Origin of the sequence: Rhodococcus wratislaviensis, assembly GCF_041228765.1 — a bacterium.
Lineage (GTDB): Bacteria > Actinomycetota > Actinomycetes > Mycobacteriales > Mycobacteriaceae > Rhodococcus_F > Rhodococcus_F wratislaviensis.
The window spans coordinates 8,166,412-8,188,207 of the sequence record NZ_CP150488.1; the positions used below are offsets into that span (position 1 = coordinate 8,166,412).

Below are 21,796 nucleotides of genomic sequence, written 5' to 3' on the forward strand. Positions count from 1 at the left end.
ATCGATATGGGACGTTTCGACGGGAAGACCGCCATCGTCACCGGTGCCGCGCAGGGCATCGGCGAGGGCTACGCGCGCGCCCTCGCGCGCGAGGGGGCCAACGTGGTGGTGGCCGATCTCAATGCGGAGCTCGGCGAGACCGTGGCCAAGCAGATCAGCGCGGACGGCGGGACCGCGATGTTCAAGGACGTCGACGTCGCCGACGAGGACTCGGCGAAGAAACTCGCCGAGTTCACGGTCGAGAAGTTCGGCGGCATAGACCATCTCGTGAACAACGCCGCGATCTACGGCGGCATGAAACTCGACCTCCTCATCACCGTGCCGTGGGACTACTACAAGAAGTTCATGGCCGTGAACTTCGACGGCGCCCTCAACGTGACCCGCGCGGTGTGGCCGCACATGAACAGCGGCGGTGGCGGCTCGATCGTCAACCAGTCGTCCACGGCCGCCTGGCTGTACTCCGGTTTCTACGGGCTCGCGAAAGTCGGGATCAACGGCCTCACCCAGCAACTCGCCCACGAGGTGGGCGGCATGAACATCCGGGTCAACGCCATCGCGCCCGGACCGATCGACACCGAAGCCACCCGTACCGTCACGCCGGGAAATATGGTGGCAGACATGGTCAAGACGTTGCCGCTGAAGCGGATGGGCACCCCCGACGACCTCGTCGGCGCCTGCCTGTTCCTGCTCTCCGACGAGGCCAGCTGGATCACCGGGCAGATCTTCAACGTCGACGGCGGACAGATCTTCAGATCATGACCACGACCGAGCAGGTGCCCGTCGGCTACATCGGCCTCGGCAACATGGGTGCACCCATGGCCAAGCGGCTGCTGGACCGTCCCGGCGGACTCATCGTGTGCGACACCCGGCCGGAGGCGCTGGAACCGTTCGGCAAGGCGGGCGCGAAGGTGACGTCGAGTCCGCGGGAGGTGGCGGAGAACGCGGACGTCATCTCCGTGACCGTGCTGAACGACGAGCAGGTGCGCGCGGTCGTCACACAGATCCTCGACGCCGCGCGGCCGGGAACCGTCGTGGCGGTGCATTCCACCATCAGCGACGTCACCGCCGTCGAACTCGCCGACCGCTGCCGGGCGCACGGCGTCGACCTGATCGACGCGCCCGTCAGCGGCGGTGCACCCGGCGCGCACAAGGGGACGCTCGCGGTGATGGTCGGGGCGAGCGAGGACGCGTTCGAGAAGGTGCGGGAGCCGTTCGGGCACTGGGCCGAACTCGTCGTGCACGCCGGAGACGTGGGCGCGGGTACGCGGATGAAGCTGGCCCGCAACCTGCTGCACTTCGTCTCGTTCACGGCTGCCGCCGAGGCGCAGCGGCTCGCCGAGGCCGCCGGTCTCGACATCACCGAACTCGGCAAGGTCGTCCGGCACACCGACGCGATCACCGGTGGTGCCGGAGCGATCATGCTCCGCGACACCACCGACGCTCTCGACGAGAACGACAACTGGTACCCGATCATGACCCACGTCCGCGACCTCGGGGAGAAGGATTTGTCGCTGGCGATCGGGCTCGGCGAACGACTCGACGTCGCGCTGCCGCTCGCACGACTCGCGCTCACGGGCCTGGGACCGGGACTCGGCGTCGACAGCACCGTGGACAAGAAGGAGCAACCATGACCGACGACACCCGCACCCGTGGACTGGCCATGATGGAGAAGGTCTACGGATTCGAGATGCAGGACGGACCCGGCGCGCATTTCGCCGTCACCGCCGACCACCTGTTCGCCGACATCTGGTCGCGGCCCGGGCTGAGCATCCGCGACCGCCGGCTTCTCCTCCTCGGTGCCCTCACCGCGCAGGGGCTCGTCGACGTCGCCGAGATCCAGGTGGGGGCGGCCCTCCACAACGAGGAACTGGACGAGGACCAACTCCGGGAGATCGCCCTGTTCCTGTGCCACTACGTGGGCTGGCCGTTGGGGACGAAACTCGACTCGATGATCGGCGGGGTGCTACACAAGCGGAAGAAAGCGGCCAGAGCGGCCGCCCCGGACGCAGAGGCCACATGAGCACCGAACACCTGACACCAGAGCTTCTCCGACTCGCCGACTCCACCCCCGGCTTCATGCCGGAGGACGAGGGGACCGCCCTGCACGAGGCCGCGATGCAGTACCTGACCCCCGGCGGGGTGGGCGTCGAGATCGGCACGTACTGCGGCCGCTCCACGATCTACCTCGGGGCGGCGGCGAGAGCACGGGGCGCCCGCATCGTCACCATCGATCACCATCACGGTTCCGAGGAACATCAGCCCGGCTGGGAGTACCACGAACCGGCGTTCGTCGACCCGCACACCGGTCTGCTCGACACGGTCGGCCGGTTCCGGCACACGATGGCCGATTCCGGACTCGAGGAGTATGTCGTGGGTGTACTGGGCCGGTCGTCGACGGTGGCGACGTTCTGGCGCACTCCCGTGAACTTCGTGTTCATCGACGGCGGCCACACGTCGGAAGCGGCGTCGGCGGATCTCGAGGGGTGGGCGCCGTGGGTGAACGTCGGCGGCGCCCTGGTGATCCACGACGTGTTCCCGGACCCCGCGGACGGCGGACGACCGCCGTTCGAGATCTACGAACGGGCCCTGGGGACAGGGCAATTCAAGGAGACGTCCGTCACCGGGTCGCTGCGCGTTCTCGAGCGGGTGGGCGGTCAGACGGGCGAACCGCTGGCGTGACAGTAGTCGCCGCAGCGGTCGAGGCCGATCGGTAGTCCCACGGGCAGCGCCGCGTCCCGGAAGATTCCGTGTCCGGGCGTGGTGCGGGACAACGCGTCCGCGGCGAGGATCATCGCCCCGCCCGTCCACGTGGTCTGTTCGACCGGCCACCGCTTGCCGTCGCTGTAGACGAGACCCGTCCAGTACGAGCCGTCCGGATCCCGCAGGTGCTGCATGGCGGCGAACTGTGCGAGCGCGCGGCTGTGTTCCCCCATCGCGTCGAGCGCCAGCACCAGTTCGCACGTTTCGGCGCCGGTCACCCACGGCCGGTGGTCCACGCAGCGGATGCCGAGTCCCTCGACCACGAAGTCGTCCCACCGCGACGCGATGCGGTCCGACGCGACCTCACCGCGGACAGCGCCCCCGAGGATCGGGTAGTACCAGTCCATCGAGTACTCGTCCTTGATCGCGAACGCCTCCGGGTGCTGCCTGATCGCATGGCCCAGCGTGTATTTCGCGAACTCCCATTCCGGCTGCGGGTCGTCGACCAACCGGGCGAGGAGGAGCCCGCAGTGCAGGCTGTGATGAATACTGGAGTTCCCCGTGAGCAGTGCCTCGGTGCAGTCCTGACCGTTCTCGCCACGGGCCCACCAGATTTCGCCGCTCGACGACTGCATGTCGACGACGAAATCGAGACCGCCCTGCACGGACGGCCACAGGGCGTCGACGAAATCCCGATCACCGGTGATCAGATAGTGGTGCCACACCCCCACCGCGAGGTAGGCGCAGAAGTTGCTGTCGGAGTCGTGATTCTCCACGGCCCCGTCGCGGAACGTCATCGGCCACGAACCGTCCGATCGTTGCGTGCGCCGCGACCACTCGTACGCGCCCTCCGCCTCGTCGATCAGGCCGGCGGCGGTGAGGGCCATGGCGGATTCGACGTGATCCCACGGGTCGGTGTGCCCACCGGGAAACCACGGCAGCGCCCCCGACGACTCCTGCGCTGCCGCGATCGACCGTGCTGTCTGCCTGACCTGGCTCTCCGACAACACGTTCGGTACCGACGGGACGCCGGCGGCTCTCACCGCGGCGCCTTCACCACGCTCGGTTCCCTCGGCTTCTCGAGGTAGAGCACGACGCTCTTGCCGACCACGGGGTTGAGGACCTTCTCGGCGGTGCGCGTGAGCCAGGGGGCTTTCATCATGTCCCACACCAGAACCTGGTGATAGGCCTTCGCGAGGGGGTTGTCGTTGTTCTCCACCCCCACCGCGCACTTGAGCCACCAGTACGGCGAATGCAGGGCGTGGGCGTGATCCCGTCCCCGGACCTCCAGACCGGCGGCCGTCAGCTTCTCCGCCAGCTCGTCGGCGCGGTAGATGCGGACGTGGCCACCCTCCACCTCGTGGTACGCGTCGGACAGCGCCCAGCAGATCTTCTCCGGCAGCCACCGCGGAACAGTCACGGCCGCAACACCACCCGGCTTGAGAATGCGGGTCAGCTCGGCGATGGCGCGGCCGTCGCGCGGCACGTGCTCGAGGACCTCGGAGATGAGGACCACGTCGAACGTCGCATCCTCGTACGGCAGGTTCAGCGCGTCGCCGACCTCCACCCGAGCCGAGGCGCCCGCCGGGACCTCACCGACCTCGGCCATCGCCACGAACATCTTCTCGACGTCCGCGAGTTCGTCGGCGTTCTGGTCGAAGGCAATGACGTCGGCGCCGCGTCGATACAGCTCGAACGAGTGCCGCCCGGCGCCCGCCCCGATGTCGATCACCTTGTCGCCGGGCTTCACACCCAGCCGGTCGAAGTCCACGGTCAGCACGGTCGGCCTCCTTCACGGGTCTGCGCTATCGCATCGGCATAGGTCTGTGCGGTTCTCGCGGCCACGGCGGCCCAGCTGTAGCGCTCGAGCACGCGTCGACGGCCACCGTCACCGAGCCGGGCCCGGCGCTGCGGATCGTCGAGTAACGCGCCCAGCACGTCCGCGAGTTCCTGGGGGTCGCCGGGTGTCACGAGCACACACGCCTCCTCGTCCGTTCCCACCACCTCGGGAATGGCGCCGGCGCGGCTCGCCACCAGCGGGGTGCCGCACGCCATCGCCTCGACGGCGGGCAACGAGAAGCCCTCGTACAGCGACGGGACGCACGCGACGTCGGCCGACGCCAGCAAAGACGCCAGTTCGGCGTCGTCGATACCCGACACCGTCCGGACGACGTCGCCGATGGCCAGCTCCTCGATGAGCTTCTCCGTCACTCCCCCGGGCGCGAGCTTGGTGACCAGCACCAGTTCGACGGCGCGCTCGGTGTGCACCTTCGCGACCGCCTCGAGGAGCGTCGACACGCCCTTGAGGGGCATGTCGGCGCTGGCGACGCACACGATGCGGCCCGGGACCCGCGCGGTGACCGGGGGTCGGAAAATCTCGGTGTCGACGCCCAGCGGGATGGTCTGCAGGTTGTCGGCGGGAACGTCGAAGGCCGCGCTGATGTCGTCGGCGGAGGACTGCGACACCGTCACCAGCGCGGGGATGGCACGCGCCACCCGCTTCTGCATGCGCAGGAAGCCGTACCAGCGCCGGACCGTCACCTGGCGCCACCACTTCGCCGACGCCAGGTCCAGTTCGCGGTCGCGGGTGATCGGATGGTGGATCGTCGCGACGACCGGAAGTCCGGCCTTCTGGAGTTGCAGCAGCCCGTAGCCGAGACATTGGTTGTCGTGCACCACGTCGAACTCGTCGGCGCGCTCCTTCAGCAGTCGCGCGGCACGGAGGCTGAACGTGAGCGGTTCCGGGAAACCGGCCGTCCACATCGTCGCGACCTCGAGCACGTCCACGGCGTCGCGGAACTCGCGTGGGTGCGGCGTTCTGAACGGATCCGGCTCGCGATACAGGTCGAGGCTGGGGACCGTCGTCAGAGTCACCCGCGGGTCGACGTCGGGGTACGGCTGCCCCGAGAACACCTCGACCTGATGGCCGAGTTCGACCAGCTCACGACTGAGATGGCGTACGTACACACCCTGCCCACCACAGTGGGGCTTGCTTCGATACGACAAGAGTGCGATGCGCACGGACTTCGGCCTCTCCTCGAGCAGTTGGCAAGCAATACTAGAACACGTTCTTACTCGGGGTGTGCCCTCATCCCATCCAACCGCACTCACTCACCCCACCGCGGTCGACTCGCGCAATCCCTCGAGTTTTCCGGACAGACGCCCCAGATACGCCAGGACGTCCTCCTCGCTGCGGTCGGGCAGTCCGTACACGACCTCGGTGACGCCGAGGTCCTTCCACCGACGCAACTTGTCCACGTCCGGCTTGCCGTCGAGCACGACGATCCGTGGTTCGCCGTCCCGGCCGACCTCTCGCCACATCCGTCGCAGCGTGGCGACGCGGTCGTCGATGTCCTGCTCGATCGGAGTGGTCATCCACCCGTCGGCCGACTTCACGATCCACCGGAAGTTCTTGTCGTTACCGGCGGCGCCGACGATCACCGGAGGCACCCGGGCCGGCTTGGGCCACGCCCAGCTCGGACCGAATTTCACGAACTCGCCGTCGTAGGACGCCTCGTCCTGCGTCCACAGCGCACGCATCGCCTCGAGGTACTCGCGCAGCATCGTCCGGCGCCGTCCCGGCGGGACATTGTGATCGGTGAGCTCGTCCAGATTCCACCCGTACCCCACGCCGAGGGTCACCCGTCCGCCGCTGAGGTGGTCGAGCGAGGCGATCGTCTTGGCCAGCGTGATCGGGTCGTGCTCGACCGGCAGCGCCACCGACGTCCCCAGCTCGATCCGCTCGGTGACCGCCGATGCCGACGCCAGCGCCACCCACGGGTCCAGGGTGCGCATGTACCGGTCGTCGGGCAGCGACGCGTCACCCGTCTGAGGATGCGCCGCATCGCGTTTCACCGGAATGTGCGTGTGCTCGGGCACGTAGAACGAGTCGAATCCGTTGGCCTCTGCACCCCTCGCGGCCGAGGCCGGCCCGATCCCGCGGTCACTCGTAAACAACGTTATGCCGAATTTCACGAATTCTCCTTGGCCGAGAGCCTTTTCCTTCCTGCACCCTAACTTCTGGACACCTGTTTATCAATGTGTCCAAACACCACTCTAGTTCTCCGCGCAGCCGGACGAACGGGACGCTCGTTCGATCTGAGGCAACGAGCGTCCCGTCCGTCCGGCGCAGGTGAGTGGCAATGCGTGCCCCGGCACACTTCGCCACTCACGTACTCAGGCGCCGTACACCGGAACCGGGGTTTCGGCCTTCGCGAGCAGGTCGGCGACGACCGGCCCGATCTCCTTCGGTTCCCAGCGCGCACCCTTGTCCTGGGTGGGGCCGTGCCGCCAGCCCTCGGCAACGGTGATCTTGCCTCCCTCCACCTCGAACACGCGTCCGGTGACGTCCTTCGACTCCGTGCTGCCCAGCCACACGACGAGCGGGGAGATGTTCTCCGGCGCCATCGCGTCGAAACCCTCCTCGGGCGCGGCCATAGCCTCCGCCATCGCACCGCCCGCGCCGACCGTCATCCGGGTGCGTGCGGCCGGGGCGATCGCATTGACGGTGACGCCGTAGTTCTTCAGTTCCGCGGCCGCCTGAATGGTCATCTCCGCGATCCCCGCCTTCGCGGCGGCGTAGTTGCCCTGCCCGATCGAACCCTGCAGTCCGGCACCGGAACTGGTGTTGACGATCCGGGCGTCGACCGGGTTGCCCGCCTTCGCCTCGGCGCGCCAGTACGCGGCGGCGTGGCGCAGCGTCGCGAAATGCCCCTTCAGATGGACGCGCACGACGGCGTCCCACTCCTGCTCGCTCATCCCGACGAGCATGCGGTCGCGCAGGAACCCGGCATTGTTCACCAGGACGTCCAGGCGTCCGAAGGTGTCGATGGCGGTGTTGATCAGATTCTCGGCGCCGGCCCAGTCCGCGACGTCGTCGCCGTTGACGACGGCCTCGCCACCCGCGGCGACGATCTCCGCGACCACCTGCTCGGCGGGACTCTCACCGGTGGCGGATCCGTCGATACCGGCTCCGATGTCGTTGACCACCACCTTCGCGCCCTCGGCAGCGAACGCCAGCGCGTGGGCGCGTCCGATTCCGCGCCCGGCGCCCGTCACGATGACGACGCGACCGTCGACCACTCCACTCATGCCTTCTCCTCTGTTGATGCTGTAGCTGCCGCCAGGAAGGCGGGACGTTCTCCGCCGCCGTGGACGGTCAGTGTCGATCCGCTGACGTACGCCGCCAGCGGTGAAGCCAGGAACACCGCGCAGTTGCCGATGTCCTCGGGGCAGGCCATCCGGCCCAGCGGGACCGTGTCCCCGACCGCCGCGATGCCCGCCTCGTCGCCGTAGTGCAGATGCGCGAGTTCGGTGCGAACGAGGCCGACGACCACCGAGTTGACCCGCACCTTGGGCGCCCACTCGACCGCGAGACTGCTGGTGAGACTGTCGACGCCCGCCTTCGCCGCACCGTACGCCGCGGTGCCGGGCGACGGTCGCGAGCCGCTGACGCTGGAGATGTTCACGATCGCGCCACCCGAATCCTGTTTCTGCATCACCGCATTCGCGATCTGCGACACCAGGAGCGGGGCGAGCAGATTCAGCTCGACGATCTTGGAGTGGAACTTCGGACTCGCATCCGCGGCGAGCGCGAAGGGCGCTCCACCGGCGTTGTTGACCAGGACGTCCAGCCGGCCGTGCCGCTCCACGATCCGATCGACGAGGCCCTGCACCTGTTCCGGATCGCGGATGTCGCACGGCAGGAATTCGACCTCCCGGCCGTCCGCCTCCACCGCCGCCTCCCCCGGGCGGCGGGCACAGGCCACCACCGTCGCACCCGCCCGCAGGAAGGTACGGCTGATGCCCGCGCCCACCCCGCGAACGCCGCCGGTCACGAGCACGATCGCCCCGTCCAGACCTGAATCCACGAATACCTCCGCTGTTGCATGTTCTCGCAGGCCCAGCTCAGAGCTCTCCGGCCCGCACATGTGCTAACTTACCAAGCAATCGCTTGGTTCGGTACAAGACGTTAGGAACATGCCATGGGCATCACCTCCACCACCGACGGAGACGGCATCACCACGGTCACCGTCGACTACCCGCCCGTGAACGCCATCCCGTCCCGGGGCTGGTTCGAGTTGGCCGACGCCGTACTCGACGCGGGGCGGAATCCGGACACCCACGTGGTGATCCTGAGAGCGGAGGGACGCGGGTTCAACGCCGGCGTCGACATCAAGGAAATGCAGGCCACCGACGGATACGGCGCACTGGTCGACGCCAACCGCGGCTGCGCGGCCGCGTTCGCCGCCGTCTACGACTGCGCTGTGCCCGTCGTGGTCGCGGTCAACGGATTCTGCGTCGGCGGCGGTATCGGCCTGGTCGGGAACGCCGACGTGATCGTCGCGTCCGACGACGCCGTCTTCGGACTGCCCGAGGTCGACCGCGGCGCGCTCGGCGCCGCCACCCACCTCGCCCGCCTCGTCCCCCAGCACATGATGCGCACGCTGTACTACACGGCGCAGAACGTCACCGCCCAGCAACTCCAGCACTTCGGATCGGTGTACGAGGTGGTGCCGCGCGAGAAACTCGACGACACCGCCCGCGACATCGCCGCCAAGATCGCGGCCAAGGACACCCGGGTCATCCGCTGCGCCAAGGAAGCCATCAACGGCATCGACCCCGTCGACGTGAAGACCAGTTACCGCCTCGAGCAGGGCTACACCTTCGAACTCAACCTGGCCGGCGTCTCGGACCAGCACCGCGACGAGTTCGTCGAAACCGGCAAGCCCCGCTCCAACTCGAACAACAGGAAAGGCTGACATCGATGGCGAGCAAGCGCGACAAGAGGATGTCGCTCGACGACGCGGTCGGGGAACTGCGCAGCGGCATGACCATCGGCATCGGCGGCTGGGGTTCGCGCCGCAAGCCGATGGCGCTGGTCCGGGCGCTGCTGCGCTCGGACGTCACCGACCTCACCGTCGTCACCTACGGCGGCCCCGACCTGGGGTTGCTGTGCTCGGCGGGCAAGGTCAGGAAGGCGTACTACGGTTTCGTGTCCCTCGATTCGGCACCGTTCTACGACCCGTGGTTCGCGAAGGCGCGGACCGCGGGTGAGATCGAGGTCCGCGAAATGGACGAGGGCATGGTCAAGTGCGGCCTCGAGGCGGCCGCCGCCCGGCTGCCGTTCCTGCCGATCCGCGCCGGGCTCGGCTCCGACGTCCGGGCTTTCTGGGGCGACGAACTGCGCACCGTCACCTCCCCCTACCCGGACGCGTCCGGCAAGTCGGAGACGCTGATCGCGATGCCCGCCCTGAAACTCGATGCGGCACTGGTACATCTGAACCTCGGCGACAAGCACGGCAACGCCGCCTACACCGGCGTCGACCCCTACTTCGACGACCTGTACTGCGCGGCCGCCGAGAAGCGGTTCGTCTCCGTCGAACGCGTGGTGGAGACCGAGGAACTGGTGAAAACCGTTCCGCTGCAGAACCTCATCCTCAACCGCATGATGGTCGACGGCATGGTGGAGGCCCCGAACGGCGCCCACTTCACCCTCGCCGGAGACAGCTACGGCCGCGACGAGAAGTTCCAGCGCCACTACGCCGAATCGGCGAAGACCCCCGAGGCGTGGCAGCAGTTCGTCGACACCTACCTGTCCGGCAGCGAGGACGATTACCAGGCCGCCGTGAAGAAATTTGCAGAGGAGCAGGCATGAGCGAGACGATCACCGAAGTCACCCGCGCGGAGTACTGCGCGATCGCGTGCGCCGAAATCTTCTCCGGGGCAGGCGAGATCATGGCCAGCCCGATGGCCACCCTGCCCCTGATCGGCGCCCGGCTCGCGCGACTGACCACCGAACCCGACCTGCTGATCACCGACGGCGAGGCCCTGATCTTCGCGGACACCCCCGCAGTCGGCGCGAAGGCCCCGATCGAGGGCTGGATGCCGTTCCGGAAGGTGTTCGACGTCGTCGCCTCCGGCCGGCGGCACGTGGTGATGGGCGCCAACCAGATCGACCGGCACGGCAACCAGAACCTGTCGGCGTTCGGTCCGCTGCAGCAGCCGACACGTCAGATGTTCGGCGTCCGCGGTGCTCCCGGCAACACGATCAACCATCCCACCAGCTACTGGGTGGGCAAACACTCCTCACGGGTGTTCTGCGACAAGGTCGACATCGTCTCCGGTGTCGGCTACGACCAGATCGACCCGGAGAACCCCGCCTACCGCTTCCATCACCTGCACCGGGTGGTGAGCAACCTCGGGGTGTTCGACTTCGGCGGACCCGACCACACGTTCCGGGCGCTGTCGCTGCACCCTGGCGTCACCGCCGACCAGGTCGCCGAGAACACCTCGTTCGAGGTGGCCGGGCTGGCCGACGCCGGCGTGACCCGCGACCCCACCGACGAAGAACTGCGGCTGATCCGCGAGGTCCTCGACCCCCGCAGCCTGCGCGACCGGGAGGTGTCGGCATGAGCAGTCTCAGAACGCCGCTGACCGAACTGGTCGGCGTGCAGCACCCGGTGGTCCAGACCGGGATGGGCTGGGTGGCCGGACCGCGGCTCGTCGCGGGCACCGCCAACGCCGGCGGTCTCGGCATCCTGGCGTCGGCGACGATGACGTACGCCGAACTCGAGGCGGCGATCGCCAAGACGAAGACCCTCACCGACAGACCGTTCGGGGTCAACATCCGCGCCGACGCGTCCGACGCCCCGCAACGCATCGACCTGCTGATCCGGGAGAACGTGCGCGTCGCGTCGTTCGCGCTGGCACCGAAGCAGGAACTGATCGCGAAGCTGAAAGCCGCCGGGGTGGTGGTCATACCGTCGATCGGCGCCGCCAAACACGCCAAGAAGGTCGCGTCGTGGGGCGCCGACGCGGTGATCGTGCAGGGCGGCGAGGGCGGCGGGCACACCGGCCCGGTGGCCACCACGCTGCTACTGCCGTCGGTGCTCGACGCCGTCGACATCCCCGTCGTCGCGGCGGGCGGCTTCTACGACGGACGCGGGCTCGCCGCCGCCCTCGCCTACGGCGCCGCCGGCGTCGCGATGGGCACCCGCTTCCTGCTCACCCAGGAATCGACGGTCCCCGACTCCGTCAAACAGGAATACCTCGCCCGCGGATTGCAGGACACCACCGTCTCCCGCAAGGTCGACGGCATGCCCCACCGGGTCCTCAACACCGACCTCGTCAACAGCCTCGAACACTCCGGGAACGTGCGCGGCCTGGTCGCGGCCGCCCGCAACGCGTCCAAGTTCCGGGCCATGACCGGCATGAAATGGTCGACCCTCGTCAAGGACGGCCTCGCCATGAAGAAGTCCAGCGACCGCACCTGGCAGCAGATCATCATGGCCGCCAACACCCCGATGCTGCTCAAGGCCGGGCTCGTCGAGGGCAACACCCACGCCGGCGTCCTCGCCTCCGGGCAGGTCGTCGGACTGCTCGACGACCTGCCCACGTGCAAGGACCTCATCGACAGCATCGTCGCCGACGCGATCAAACGCATCGACGCGCTCGGCGCCCTGCGCGCCTGAACCAACGGGACGCTCGTTCGATCAGACGCAACGAGCGTCCCGTTCGTCCGGCTAGGAGGACGCGGCCTTCGCCGCGATGCGCGCCCGGACCTCCGGCCGTCGCAGCGGGGGCACCGTCTGCGGCGGCTGCTTCCGCGGCGGCAGTGCCGCGAGCAGCTTCGTGGTGGCCTCGGTGACGACGGCTACCGCCTCCTCGAAGGGCTCACGGTTGGCGTCCGACAGCTTCTGGATTCCGCTGACCTTCCGGACGTATTGACGCGCCGCCGCCTCGATCTCCTCCGCGGTGGCCGCCGGTTCGAGTCCGCGCAGCTCGGTGATGTTTCGGCACATGACTCGACGATAGCGCCGCTCGGCCCTCTCCGCGGCTCCTCGGCGCTGGGCGAATGTACCTTTCGGCGCACCTGAGGCGCCGGAAGGTACATTCGCCCGCCGGGGGGTGGGGCGGCCTCAGCTGCGGGCGGGCTCCAGCGCGTCGTCGTCCGCCGGCACGGCGTCCGTCTCGACGTCCGGCAGCGGGGTGCGGGACCGTGCGGCCACGACTGCCGCTCCGAGCAGGACCAGCGCGATGAGACACTGCGAGCTTCCGATCACCTCACGTACGGCCGCCTCCACCCAGCCGGACGACGAGGACTGCAGGACGAAGTTCGGGCCGATCAGGAAGATCAGGGTCGCGGTGCCGATCAGGGGTCGCCAGCTGCGGTACTGCGGTGCGATCAGGATCGGGATCAACAGGATGCTGTATGCCCAGTGGTGGGTGACGGCGAACGGCGCGGCGAGCAGGGACGCCAGGGCCACGATCGACAGCGCGATCAGGTGCTCACCGGACCGGGTGAAGCGATACGCCGACCACGCCGCGGCGGACACGATGACGGCTGCGCTGAGCACCCAGAGAATGCTGGCCAGCCGGCCCTCCGCGCCGAGCCGCGCGATGACGCCGGTGACGGCCTGGTTGCGGAAGAAGTCGGGCGCACCCGCACGGCCGGTGGCGAAGAATTCGGTGGTCCAGAACCACATCGACGACTGCGGCAGCAGCCAGAAGCCGAGGCCGACGGTGACCAGGATCGTGGCGAGGGATCGTCCGATCGAGCGGAAGTCGCGGCGGACGAGCAGGACCAGCAGGAAGGCTGCCGGGGTGATCTTGACGGCCGCGGCGAGGCCGATCGCGACTCCGCGGAACCGCTTCGGGATCACACCGGTGCAGTCGGCGACCACGAGCGCCATCAGGATGATGTTGATCTGACCGAAGTCGAAGTTCGAGCGCATCGGCTCGAGCAGAAGCACCGGCCCCATGGACAGCAGAGCGAGAAGTTCGGGGCGTCCGACGTCGAGCTTGGACAGCGCCACCTTGACCATCCACCACACGAGCCCGAGGTTGAGGGCGCACCACAGCGCCTGCAGGACCGCCGGGTCGATCTCCGCCATCGGCGCGAAGAGGATCGCCGCGAAGGGTGCGTAGATGAACCTGAACCCGGAACTGCTCGGGAAGTCCGCGGAGTAGAGCGGCAGTCCACTGACGAAGGCGTAGCCGGCGTCGCGGAACACGGAGAGGTCCATCAGGTAGCCCGTCGCCGCATCGAACTCTCGGTAGGCCACCGCCCCCAAGGAGAGGACGCCCACGAGGAGCGCGACGGCGTGGAGACGATAAGCCCTGAACTTCGATTCACTCTGTAACAAGAATTTGTTCTTTCATGATCGGCGTCGTGGTCAACGATCCACCGTAGCGGGCCGTGACCCAATCGTGACAAAGGCGAGGTCATGGTGCCCGAAGCGCGCACTTCGTCATAGTTTATTCAGACCGATATATTTCAACCATGCCCGGACGCGTCCTCGACAATCCCCTCGTCCTGCCAGTGCTCGGCCTGCTCCTCGAATCGCCGATGCACCCGTACCAACTGGAGGTCACGCTGCGCGACCGCAGCGAGGAGGGCCAGTGGCCGCTCAATCGCGGCTCGCTGAACAATGTCGTCGCGGCCCTCGCCGCGGTCGGCTGGATCGAGGAACACGAACGTGCACAACGGGAAGGTCGGCCCGCCCGCACCGTCTACGCCCTCACCGACACCGGGCGCGCGGAACTCGTGAACCGCCTCGACCTCCAGATCCGCAGTGCCGCACGAGAGTTCTCCCCGTTCTTCGCGGCGATCAGCTACCTCGGCGCGCTGGGACGCGCGGGCGCCGTCGACGCGCTGACCGAACGCGCCGAACGACTCACCGCGAGAATCGAATCCGACCAGGAACGGCTCACCCGAGCGCTCGACGACGGAGTGCCTGCGCTGTTCGTCGTCGAAGCGGACTACGCACTCCACGCGGCGCGGGGCGAACTCGCCTGGATCGCGTCGACGATCTCCGACATCCACGCGGGCCGCCTCACCTGGCCCGCCCCACACGATGTCAGCCCGTCCCGAACGTCCCTTCGAGCCGATTCCGAGAACCGGGATGGACGAGACGCGCGGCGCTGACGAGCCCCCGCGAGGACCATGTGCGACGCCGGATCATCAGGCACGGTTCGGTGCGCTCGATATGGAGGAGCCGGCATTCGTCGGGTGAGGCGAGGATCGCTTCGACGACGTGCTCGCCCCTCGTCAGCGGAGCTTCCACGCTCAGATAGTGATTGGGTGTCTGCTGGGTGAAGTCCTGGTCGAGATACCCGGGCGCCTCGGCGGGATTGACGAACCGGTCCTCGAGCTGGATCGGTGTGTCGTCCTCGTAGTGGATCATCAGCGAGTGGAACACCTTGCCGCGGATCGAATCCCGGATGAACGCGTTCGCCGGATCGGCGTCTTCCTCACGTACGTACACCACTTCGGTGCGATGGCGGTGTCCGCGTTGCTGGATCTCGTCCGCGATGTTCTTGACCTCGAACAGGGACGACGCCGTCTTCGTGGCCGCCACGAACGTCCCCACACCCATCAGGCGCACCACGAGGCCCTCGGCGCTGAGTTCGCGCAGCGCGCGGTTGATGGTCATGCGGGACAGACCCAGAGCGCCCACGAGCTGATTCTCCGAGGGCAGCTGATCGCCCTCCTGCCAGCGGCCGGCGTTGATCTGCGACACGATCAGCTGCTTGACGCGTTCGTACGCCGGGGCCGACTCCGTCCCCGGTCCGTTGTACAACGCAGCAAGCTCCGCGTCGACTACTGCGATCTCCACCACCACTGACACCCATCCCTCTGCAACACCGATGAACTTCCCGTGCAGTCGGCCGTTGCAGTCTATCGGCCGACTGCACGGGCAAGCCCTCATCGCGCGGTGCGCCCCGTGTCACCTCACCATGCTGCGCAGTTGTCTGGTCGCGACGGAGAGGGCGGCCAGGTCGTGCTCCCCCGATTCCGTGACGGCGTCGAGCGTGTGGCGGGCGCGCGCCAGCCGGGCGGCGTTGCGGTCCTCCCACTCCCCGATCTTCTGTTCCGCCGTGTCGATCACTTCACTGCCCGAGATCACGTCGAGGCACAGCGCCCGGACGGTGTCGTACAACTCGTCGCGCAGCGACAACCGGGCCAGCGCGTTCCACCTGGTTCCCCGTCCCAGTTGCGAGACGCCCACGAGCAGGTGCACCAACCCGAGGCACTCCCCGAGCCGGTAGTACACCTCGGCCACTTCGCGGGGATCGCGCTGGGTGATGTCGGCGATCTCGACGATGTCCAGCAGCGCGAACCGATCCAGGAGCAGTTGCACCCGCCCGGCCAGGTCCACGGGGACACCGCGAGCCACCAGCGCGGCCGTGCGACTCCGGAGATTCTCCGCGTCCTCACCGCACAGCCAGCCCGCGACGTGCGGTGTCAGGTCCGCGACGCGGTCACGGAATCGGCTGATCTCGGCCCCGACCGCGAGCGGCTGGGGCCTGCGGGTCAGCATCCAGCGCGACGCACGGTCGAGCAGCCGCCGGGTGAACAGCGTGAGGTCGTCCGAGAGCGCGGCGTCGAGGTCGGCGTCCCGGATGTCGCGCCGGAGCGACGGCAGGTCGAACACGGCCGACACCACCGCAAAGGCCCGCACGGCGTCGGCGCCGCTCGCTCCGGCCTCCTCGCCCAGCCGGAAGGCGTAGGTGATGCCGCCGTTGTCGACGACGTCGTTGGTGAGGACCGTTGCGACGATCTCCCGGCGCAGCGGATGGTCGCCGACGGCGTCGCCGAAGGACTCCCGGAGCCTGCGCGGGAAGTACCCGGCGAGGGCGTCCGCGAATGCCGGGCTGTCGGGCAGGTCGCCGGCGAGCAGGTCCGACTTCAGCGCCAGCTTGACGTGCGCCATGAGGGTCGCGAGTTCGGGCGACGTGAGTCCCGTCTCCGCGCGCTCCCGGGCGGCGATCTCCTTCCTGGACGGCAGCACCTCGATGGCGCGGTCCAGACCGTAGCGGCTTTCCAGATGGCCGACGAGCCGTCCGTGCACCGTGAGGGACGCGGCGGCATCGGCCCGGCTCGTGCCCAGCACGTCGTTCTGGGCGACGTTGTCGGAGAGCACGAGACGTGACACCTCCCCGGACATCTCGGCGAGCAGGCCGGCGCGGTCGTCGGCGGCGAGACGGCCGCTGCTGACCAGAGCATCGAGCAGGACCTTGATGTTGACCTCGTGGTCGGAGCAGTCCACGCCCGCCGAGTTGTCGAGGGCGTCCGTGTTGATTCGTCCTCCGGAGCGGGAGAATTCGATGCGTCCCAGCTGGGTGAAGCCGAGGTTGCCGCCCTCTCCGACCACCCGTGCCCGGACGTCGGCGCCGTCGACGCGGACGCCGTCGTTGCCCTTGTCTCCCACGTCGAGATGGGTTTCGGTGCCCGACTTCACGTAGGTCCCGATGCCGCCGTTCCACAGCAGATCGACCGGAGCCTGCAGGATCGCGCGGACGAGGTCGGGTGGGGACAGTTCGGAGGTCCCGGGGCTCAGTCCGAGAGCGCGCCTCGCCTCCTCGCTGATCGGAACGCTCTTCCTCGATCGTTCCCACACCCCGCCGCCGGCACTGATCAGACCGGGCGCATAGTCCGCCCACGACGACCTCGGCAGCGCGAAGAGCCGTTCCCGCTCCGCGAAGGACGTGGCCGCGTCGGGGTTCGGGTCGAGGAACACGTGACGGTGGTCGAACGCGGCGACGAGCCGGATGTGCGGGCTCGCGAGCATTCCGTTGCCGAACACGTCGCCGCTCATGTCGCCGATCCCGACGGCCGTGAACTCCTGCGACTGGGTGTCGACGCCCAGTTCGCGGAAGTGCCGCTTCACGCTCTCCCACGCGCCCCGGGCGGTGATGCCGAGCACCTTGTGGTCGTAGCCGACGGATCCGCCCGACGCGAACGCGTCACCCAGCCAGAACCCGTACTGTGCCGCAACGTCGTTGGCGATGTCGGAGAACGTCGCGGTGCCCTTGTCCGCGGCGACGACGAGGTACGTGTCGTCGCCGTCGTGCCGCACCACCCGCTGCGCCGGGATCACGGCACCGGTCGCGAGGTCCACGTTGTCGGTGACGTCCAGCAGTCCGCTGATGAAGCTGCGGTAGCAGCGAACGCCCTCGGCGCGTTGGGCGTCCCGATCCCGCAGCGGGTCGCCGGTGGGAGCCGGCGGACGCGCGACGACGAACCCACCCTTCGCGCCGACGGGCACGATCACCGAGTTCTTGACCGCCTGTGCCTTCACCAGGCCGAGCACCTCGGTGCGGAAGTCTTCCTTGCGGTCGGACCACCGCAACCCTCCCCGCGCCACGGCGCCGAACCGCATGTGTACGCCCTCGACCCACGGCGAGTAGACGTAGATCTCGAAGCGGGGCCGCGGCTGCGGCAGTTCCGGGATCCGCTGCGGATCGAATTTGAACGACAGGACCTGACGTTCCCGGCCCGAGGGGGCGTAGCGGTTGGTGCGCAGCGTCGCCAGGACCACGTTCAGGTAGGCGCGCAGGATGCGGTCGGCGTCCAGGCCGAGGACGTCGCCGATCGCCGTTTCCAGCGACGCGATCAGGTCACCGCACTCCGCTGTGCCGTCCGGATCGAACCTCGCGGCGAACAGCCGGATCAGTGCCCGGGAGATCTCCGGATGATCACCGAGGACCGTCGCGATGTGGTTCTGGCTGTACGGGAATCCACCCTGCCGGAGGTACCGCGCGTATGCCCGCAGCACCTCCACCTGACGCCAGTCCAGGCCGGCGCGGAGTACGAGTTCGTTGAAACTGTCCGTCTCGGCCCGGGACTCCCAGGCCGCGGCGAACGTCTCCGTGAAGCGACCCGGCAGCGCGTCGTCCACCGGCCCCGGCGATGGGTAGCGAATCCCGAACTCGTACATCCAGCACACCGTTCCGCGACTGTTCGCGACCGTGTACGGACGCTCGTCGAGAACCGCGACACCCATGCTCTGCAGGATCGGGAGAACGTCACTGAGGGAGGCGGGTGCACCGCCGACGAAGAAGGTGAAGCGCCACTCCGCCGCGTTAGCGTCGAGCCGCGTTTCGATCGCGCCGTCCGTCAGCCTCTCGAACACCGCCAGATCGGCACGGGCGCGCCGGGCGTCGAAGTCGTGCTTGTACACCTCGGGGAAATGCTCCGAATAATGCGCGAGGAGATCGCGTTCGGCTGTGTCGAGTTCGTCGTGGAATCGGTCGTCCCAGGTCCGGCAGGCCCGGGAGATCCGACGCTGGATCACCAGTCGCCGGGTGTCCGTCACCTCGGTGTCCGCCGGGACCCGCATCGTGAAGTGCACCATCGCCAGCGGGTACTCGGACACGTTCGTGGTGTATTCGACTGCGGTGCCGTCCAGTTCGTCCAGCAGGACGCGCTGGGCCGCCAGGCGCGTGCGCGTGTTGTACCGATCTCGCGGAATGAACACCAGTGCCGACATGCTCTCGCCCGGGACGTCCGTGCGCAGGAAGAGGTGAATGTGTTCACGCGCGGTGATGCCGGCGACCTCGGTGAGGGCCGAATGCAGCGAGTCCGGGCTGGCCGCGAACAACTCGGTCAGCGGCAGCGCCTGCACGACCTGCAGCACGGCCTGCCCGGAGAAGGAGTCGATGTCGAAACCGGCACGGTCCAGCAGGGCCCGCACCCGGCGTCCCGCACCCGGAATGTCCAGGACGTTCTCGTGCCTGCCCGCCGGGGTGAACGCGCCGACGAAGCGGTGCTCCACCCCTCCGGCCCGGACACCGACCACCGACGGGTACGACGAACGGTGCACAGACACCGGAAGGGCCGCCTGCCCGATCGCGAGGACGGGGCCGGGTTCCGTGGCCGGCGCCCGATCGCCCTCCCGGTCGTGGAGCACGCCGAGACTCTCCTCGGGTGCACCGTCGGCGCCGTACCGCGCGTACCCGAGGACGGTGAAGTTGCCCGCTTCGCACCAGCGCAGGAAGTCGGCGGCCTCGCGGAGTTCTTCGGACAACGAGTCCTGCCCGCTCTGCGAGTCGAGTTGTTCGGAGACCTGGATCTGGAGTTCGCGCATGCGCGCCAGATCGCGGTCCACCCGGCGCACGTCGACGAGGACGGTGTTCAACGCCTCGACCAGCGCGGCGACGAGGGAGTTCGCGGTGTCGAAGCGCAGACCGACGTGAATCCACGACTCCGGCGTCCCCGAGTCGGTGGCAGGCAGAAGGTCGGTGAGGGTGCCCGACTCCGAGCGGCGGGCGACGAGGACCGGATGCAGCGCCTCCTCGATCGGGGCGCCGACCCTGGCCGCGGTCAGCAGTACCGATTCGACGAGCAGGGCCATGTCGTCGGTGACGATCTGCACCGCAGGCCCGATCCCGCTGGGGTCTGTTGCGTTGATTCCGCGCACCACCGCGGTCCCGGGGTTCCGGTTCCACCCGGTCTCGAGATGCGTGTTCGCGATGCGATCACGCGCCTCCGGATCTGCGCCGTCGGCAGAGGGATGACCGGCGGCGCGGAGGTAGAGGTCACGGAAGCGCCCGGGCGCTTCCGGAGCGGAAAACTGCTGTTCATCGCGCTCGAGCGAATGTGAGGACGTCGAAATTACTCTCATGTCAGTACCTTCCGTCGGGAGCATCGACACTCCCGACTGGTGCAGTGGCGGGCCGGCACGCCTCTCGGCTGGGTCCTTGGAGAACGCTTGACAGGGGGTTGTCTATACAGGACTATACATCTAAGGCGATAAAAAACGTGAGTCAGAGCACACTGGATTCAGGACATGGGACAGAGCACCCGGGACCGACCCAGCAGCGCCGGACTCGTCACAGAGAGACACAGGGCCTATGACACACGAGGGACCTCCCGAGATCAGCCTCGCGCCGGAGCGTCGCACCATCGACGTCGTCCCGGACGACGAGCGCCACGGATCTCCGCGCAGCCAGTTCACACTCTGGTTCGGCGCCAACATGCAGATCACCGCGATCGTCGACGGCGCCCTCGCAGTCGTCTTCGGCGCCGACGCGCTGTGGGCCATCGTGGGCCTGCTGATCGGAAACGTCTTCGGCGGTGCCGTCATGGCACTGCACTCCGCCCAGGGACCGCGCCTCGGCCTGCCCCAGATGATCTCGAGCCGGGCCCAGTTCGGCGTTCTGGGCGCCGTGCTACCGCTGGTTCTCGTCGTCCTGATGTATCTCGGTTTCGCCGCGACCGGCAGCGTCCTCGCGGGTCAGGCCGTGAACGAGATCCTCCACATCGACAGCCCGACGGTCGGCATCCTCATCTTCGGCGCGATGACCGCGTTCGTGGCGGTGACCGGCTACAAACTCATCCACGTGGTCGGCAAGATCGCGACCGTCGTCGGCATCCTCGGATTCACCTACCTCGCGATCCGCTTGTTCGCCGAGTACGACGTGGCCGCGTTCGTCGGGAACAAGGGCTTCGACATCGTCACGTTCCTCCTCGCGATCTCGCTCGGCGCGGGCTGGCAGCTGACGTTCGGACCGTACGTCGCGGACTACTCCCGCTACCTGCCGCGCTCGACCAGCGAGCGGACGACGTTCTGGTCGACGTTCGCGGGCAGCGTGATCGGCTCACAGTGGTCGATGACGCTGGGCGCGCTCGTCGCCGCCGTCGCCGGCGATGCGTTCCTCAGCGACCAGGTCGGCTTCATCGGTGAACTCGCCGGACCCGCCGCGATCGCCCTGATGATCTACCTGGTGATCCTGGTCGGGAAGCTCACCGTCAACTGCCTCAACGCCTACGGCGGTTTCATGTCGATCCTCACCACGGTGACCGCCTTCAACGGACAGTCGCGTATCTCGTCCCGTGCCCGCACCCTGTACATCATCGGGTTCGTCGCCGTGTCGATGCTGATCGCGATCGGCGCCAGCGCCGACTTCCTGAACAACTTCAAGAACTTCGTCCTCGTGCTGCTGATGGTCTTCACCCCCTGGAGCGCCATCAACCTGATCGACTACTACCTCATCTCCAAGGAGCGCGTGGACATCCCGGCGCTGTACGACCCGGCGGGCCGCTACGGCCGCTGGAACAAGACGGCGATGATCTGTTACGCCGTCGGCGTTCTCGCGCAGATCCCGTTCCTCGCCCAGAAGCTCTACACCGGACCCGTCACGGAAATGCTGGGCGGCGCGGACATCTCGTGGATCGTCGGCATCGTCTTCACCGGCGCCATCTACTACCCGCTCGCCCGGCGCAACAGCAACCCACCCGCCTCGATGATCTATCCCGCGAATACCGCGATGGCGGATTCACGACTGTGAATCACGCCGACCCCCAGAC

The 21,796-nt window shown here is 68.0% G+C and carries 20 protein-coding genes; 10 read left to right on the forward strand and 10 right to left on the reverse strand.

The genetic code is table 11. The features are described from left to right. Nucleotides 1–6: 6 nt before the first annotated feature. The 4 genes from WKC72_RS37285 to WKC72_RS37300 are packed head-to-tail and all read left to right on the forward strand — an operon-like array spanning nucleotide 7 to nucleotide 2,679. Entirely contained in the window at nucleotides 7–759 is a 753-nt protein-coding gene (locus WKC72_RS37285) for an SDR family oxidoreductase (protein WP_370181276.1), read from the forward strand. Next, on the forward strand, nucleotides 756–1,631 hold the full coding sequence (locus tag WKC72_RS37290) for an NAD(P)-dependent oxidoreductase (protein WP_370181277.1): 876 nt from the start codon (nucleotides 756–758) through the stop codon (nucleotides 1,629–1,631). Before WKC72_RS37285 ends, WKC72_RS37290 begins: the two co-directional genes overlap by 4 nt. Beyond that, nucleotides 1,628–2,020: a carboxymuconolactone decarboxylase family protein gene (locus WKC72_RS37295; protein WP_005244588.1), complete on the forward strand. Its 393-nt coding sequence runs from the start codon at nucleotides 1,628–1,630 to the stop codon at nucleotides 2,018–2,020. Before WKC72_RS37290 ends, WKC72_RS37295 begins: the two co-directional genes overlap by 4 nt. After that, nucleotides 2,017–2,679 (forward strand): class I SAM-dependent methyltransferase, encoded by a 663-nt coding sequence (locus WKC72_RS37300; protein WP_037241669.1) that lies wholly within the window; start codon nucleotides 2,017–2,019, stop codon nucleotides 2,677–2,679. Before WKC72_RS37295 ends, WKC72_RS37300 begins: the two co-directional genes overlap by 4 nt. On the opposite strand, the gene WKC72_RS37305 is transcribed toward WKC72_RS37300, so the two are convergent. From WKC72_RS37305 to WKC72_RS37330, 6 genes are all read right to left on the reverse strand, one after another. Then, nucleotides 2,655–3,743: a prenyltransferase gene (locus tag WKC72_RS37305; protein ID WP_370181278.1), complete on the reverse strand. Its 1,089-nt coding sequence runs from the start codon at nucleotides 3,741–3,743 to the stop codon at nucleotides 2,655–2,657. The genes WKC72_RS37300 and WKC72_RS37305 overlap by 25 nt on opposite strands. After that, nucleotides 3,740–4,480: a class I SAM-dependent methyltransferase gene (locus tag WKC72_RS37310; RefSeq protein WP_037241675.1), complete on the reverse strand. Its 741-nt coding sequence runs from the start codon at nucleotides 4,478–4,480 to the stop codon at nucleotides 3,740–3,742. Before WKC72_RS37310 ends, WKC72_RS37305 begins: the two co-directional genes overlap by 4 nt. Then, entirely contained in the window at nucleotides 4,474–5,721 is a 1,248-nt protein-coding gene (locus WKC72_RS37315; RefSeq protein ID WP_128640009.1) for a glycosyltransferase family 4 protein, read from the reverse strand. The genes WKC72_RS37310 and WKC72_RS37315 overlap by 7 nt, the downstream gene beginning before the upstream one ends. Before the next feature lie 90 nt (nucleotides 5,722–5,811). After that, nucleotides 5,812–6,675, reverse strand: a complete 864-nt coding sequence (locus WKC72_RS37320) for an LLM class F420-dependent oxidoreductase (RefSeq protein ID WP_112299675.1) — start codon at nucleotides 6,673–6,675, stop codon at nucleotides 5,812–5,814. A gap of 201 nt (nucleotides 6,676–6,876) precedes the next feature. Continuing rightward, a complete protein-coding gene (locus WKC72_RS37325) occupies nucleotides 6,877–7,791 on the reverse strand; it encodes an SDR family oxidoreductase (RefSeq protein WP_370181279.1) in 915 nt (304 codons plus the stop codon). Continuing rightward, nucleotides 7,788–8,570, reverse strand: coding sequence for an SDR family oxidoreductase (locus tag WKC72_RS37330; RefSeq protein WP_037241685.1), 783 nt, complete (start codon nucleotides 8,568–8,570; stop codon nucleotides 7,788–7,790). The genes WKC72_RS37325 and WKC72_RS37330 overlap by 4 nt, the downstream gene beginning before the upstream one ends. Nucleotides 8,571–8,684: 114 nt before the next feature. On the opposite strand from WKC72_RS37330, the gene echA20 reads away from it, so the two are divergent. From echA20 to ipdC, 4 genes are read left to right on the forward strand one after another with little or no spacing between them, the layout of a single operon-like run. Beyond that, complete coding sequence (echA20, locus tag WKC72_RS37335; RefSeq protein ID WP_037241688.1) at nucleotides 8,685–9,461, forward strand: (7aS)-7a-methyl-1,5-dioxo-2,3,5,6,7,7a-hexahydro-1H-indene-carboxyl-CoA hydrolase; 777 nt, start codon at nucleotides 8,685–8,687, stop codon at nucleotides 9,459–9,461. Nucleotides 9,462–9,466: 5 nt separating this feature from the next. Next, nucleotides 9,467–10,357, forward strand: coding sequence for a cholesterol ring-cleaving hydrolase subunit IpdA (ipdA, locus tag WKC72_RS37340; RefSeq protein ID WP_128640010.1), 891 nt, complete (start codon nucleotides 9,467–9,469; stop codon nucleotides 10,355–10,357). Continuing rightward, on the forward strand, nucleotides 10,354–11,115 hold the full coding sequence (gene ipdB / locus WKC72_RS37345) for a cholesterol ring-cleaving hydrolase subunit IpdB (RefSeq protein WP_128640011.1): 762 nt from the start codon (nucleotides 10,354–10,356) through the stop codon (nucleotides 11,113–11,115). Before ipdA ends, ipdB begins: the two co-directional genes overlap by 4 nt. Next, on the forward strand, nucleotides 11,112–12,173 hold the full coding sequence (ipdC, locus tag WKC72_RS37350; RefSeq protein WP_128640012.1) for a (3aS,4S,5R,7aS)-5-hydroxy-7a-methyl-1-oxo-octahydro-1H-indene-4-carboxyl-CoA dehydrogenase: 1,062 nt from the start codon (nucleotides 11,112–11,114) through the stop codon (nucleotides 12,171–12,173). Before ipdB ends, ipdC begins: the two co-directional genes overlap by 4 nt. Before the next feature lie 51 nt (nucleotides 12,174–12,224). Here the strand turns inward: ipdC and WKC72_RS37355 are convergent, their stop codons facing one another. Both WKC72_RS37355 and WKC72_RS37360 read right to left on the reverse strand, forming a co-directional pair. After that, on the reverse strand, nucleotides 12,225–12,503 hold the full coding sequence (locus WKC72_RS37355) for a DUF2277 domain-containing protein (protein WP_037241699.1): 279 nt from the start codon (nucleotides 12,501–12,503) through the stop codon (nucleotides 12,225–12,227). A 117-nt stretch (nucleotides 12,504–12,620) separates the two neighbouring features. Further along, nucleotides 12,621–13,847 (reverse strand): glycosyltransferase family 87 protein, encoded by a 1,227-nt coding sequence (locus WKC72_RS37360; protein ID WP_112299667.1) that lies wholly within the window; start codon nucleotides 13,845–13,847, stop codon nucleotides 12,621–12,623. A 137-nt stretch (nucleotides 13,848–13,984) separates the two neighbouring features. Here WKC72_RS37360 and WKC72_RS37365 point away from each other — a divergent pair, with 137 nt between their 5' ends. Continuing rightward, entirely contained in the window at nucleotides 13,985–14,629 is a 645-nt protein-coding gene (locus WKC72_RS37365) for a helix-turn-helix transcriptional regulator (protein ID WP_370181280.1), read from the forward strand. Here the strand turns inward: WKC72_RS37365 and hutC are convergent. Together hutC and WKC72_RS37375 are read right to left on the reverse strand one after the other, a co-directional pair. Next, the gene (gene hutC, locus WKC72_RS37370) at nucleotides 14,562–15,326 is read right to left on the reverse strand and encodes a histidine utilization repressor (RefSeq protein WP_037241705.1); all 765 of its coding nucleotides are present in this window, start codon (nucleotides 15,324–15,326) and stop codon (nucleotides 14,562–14,564) included. The two genes, WKC72_RS37365 and hutC, sit on opposite strands and share 68 nt — an antisense overlap. 105 nt (nucleotides 15,327–15,431) lie before the next feature. Then, nucleotides 15,432–20,111 (reverse strand): NAD-glutamate dehydrogenase, encoded by a 4,680-nt coding sequence (locus tag WKC72_RS37375; protein WP_370181281.1) that lies wholly within the window; start codon nucleotides 20,109–20,111, stop codon nucleotides 15,432–15,434. Nucleotides 20,112–20,340: 229 nt separating this feature from the next. Between WKC72_RS37375 and WKC72_RS37380 the strand changes: the two genes are divergently transcribed. Continuing rightward, nucleotides 20,341–21,777: a cytosine permease gene (locus WKC72_RS37380; protein ID WP_037241711.1), complete on the forward strand. Its 1,437-nt coding sequence runs from the start codon at nucleotides 20,341–20,343 to the stop codon at nucleotides 21,775–21,777. Nucleotides 21,778–21,796 lie beyond the last annotated feature (19 nt).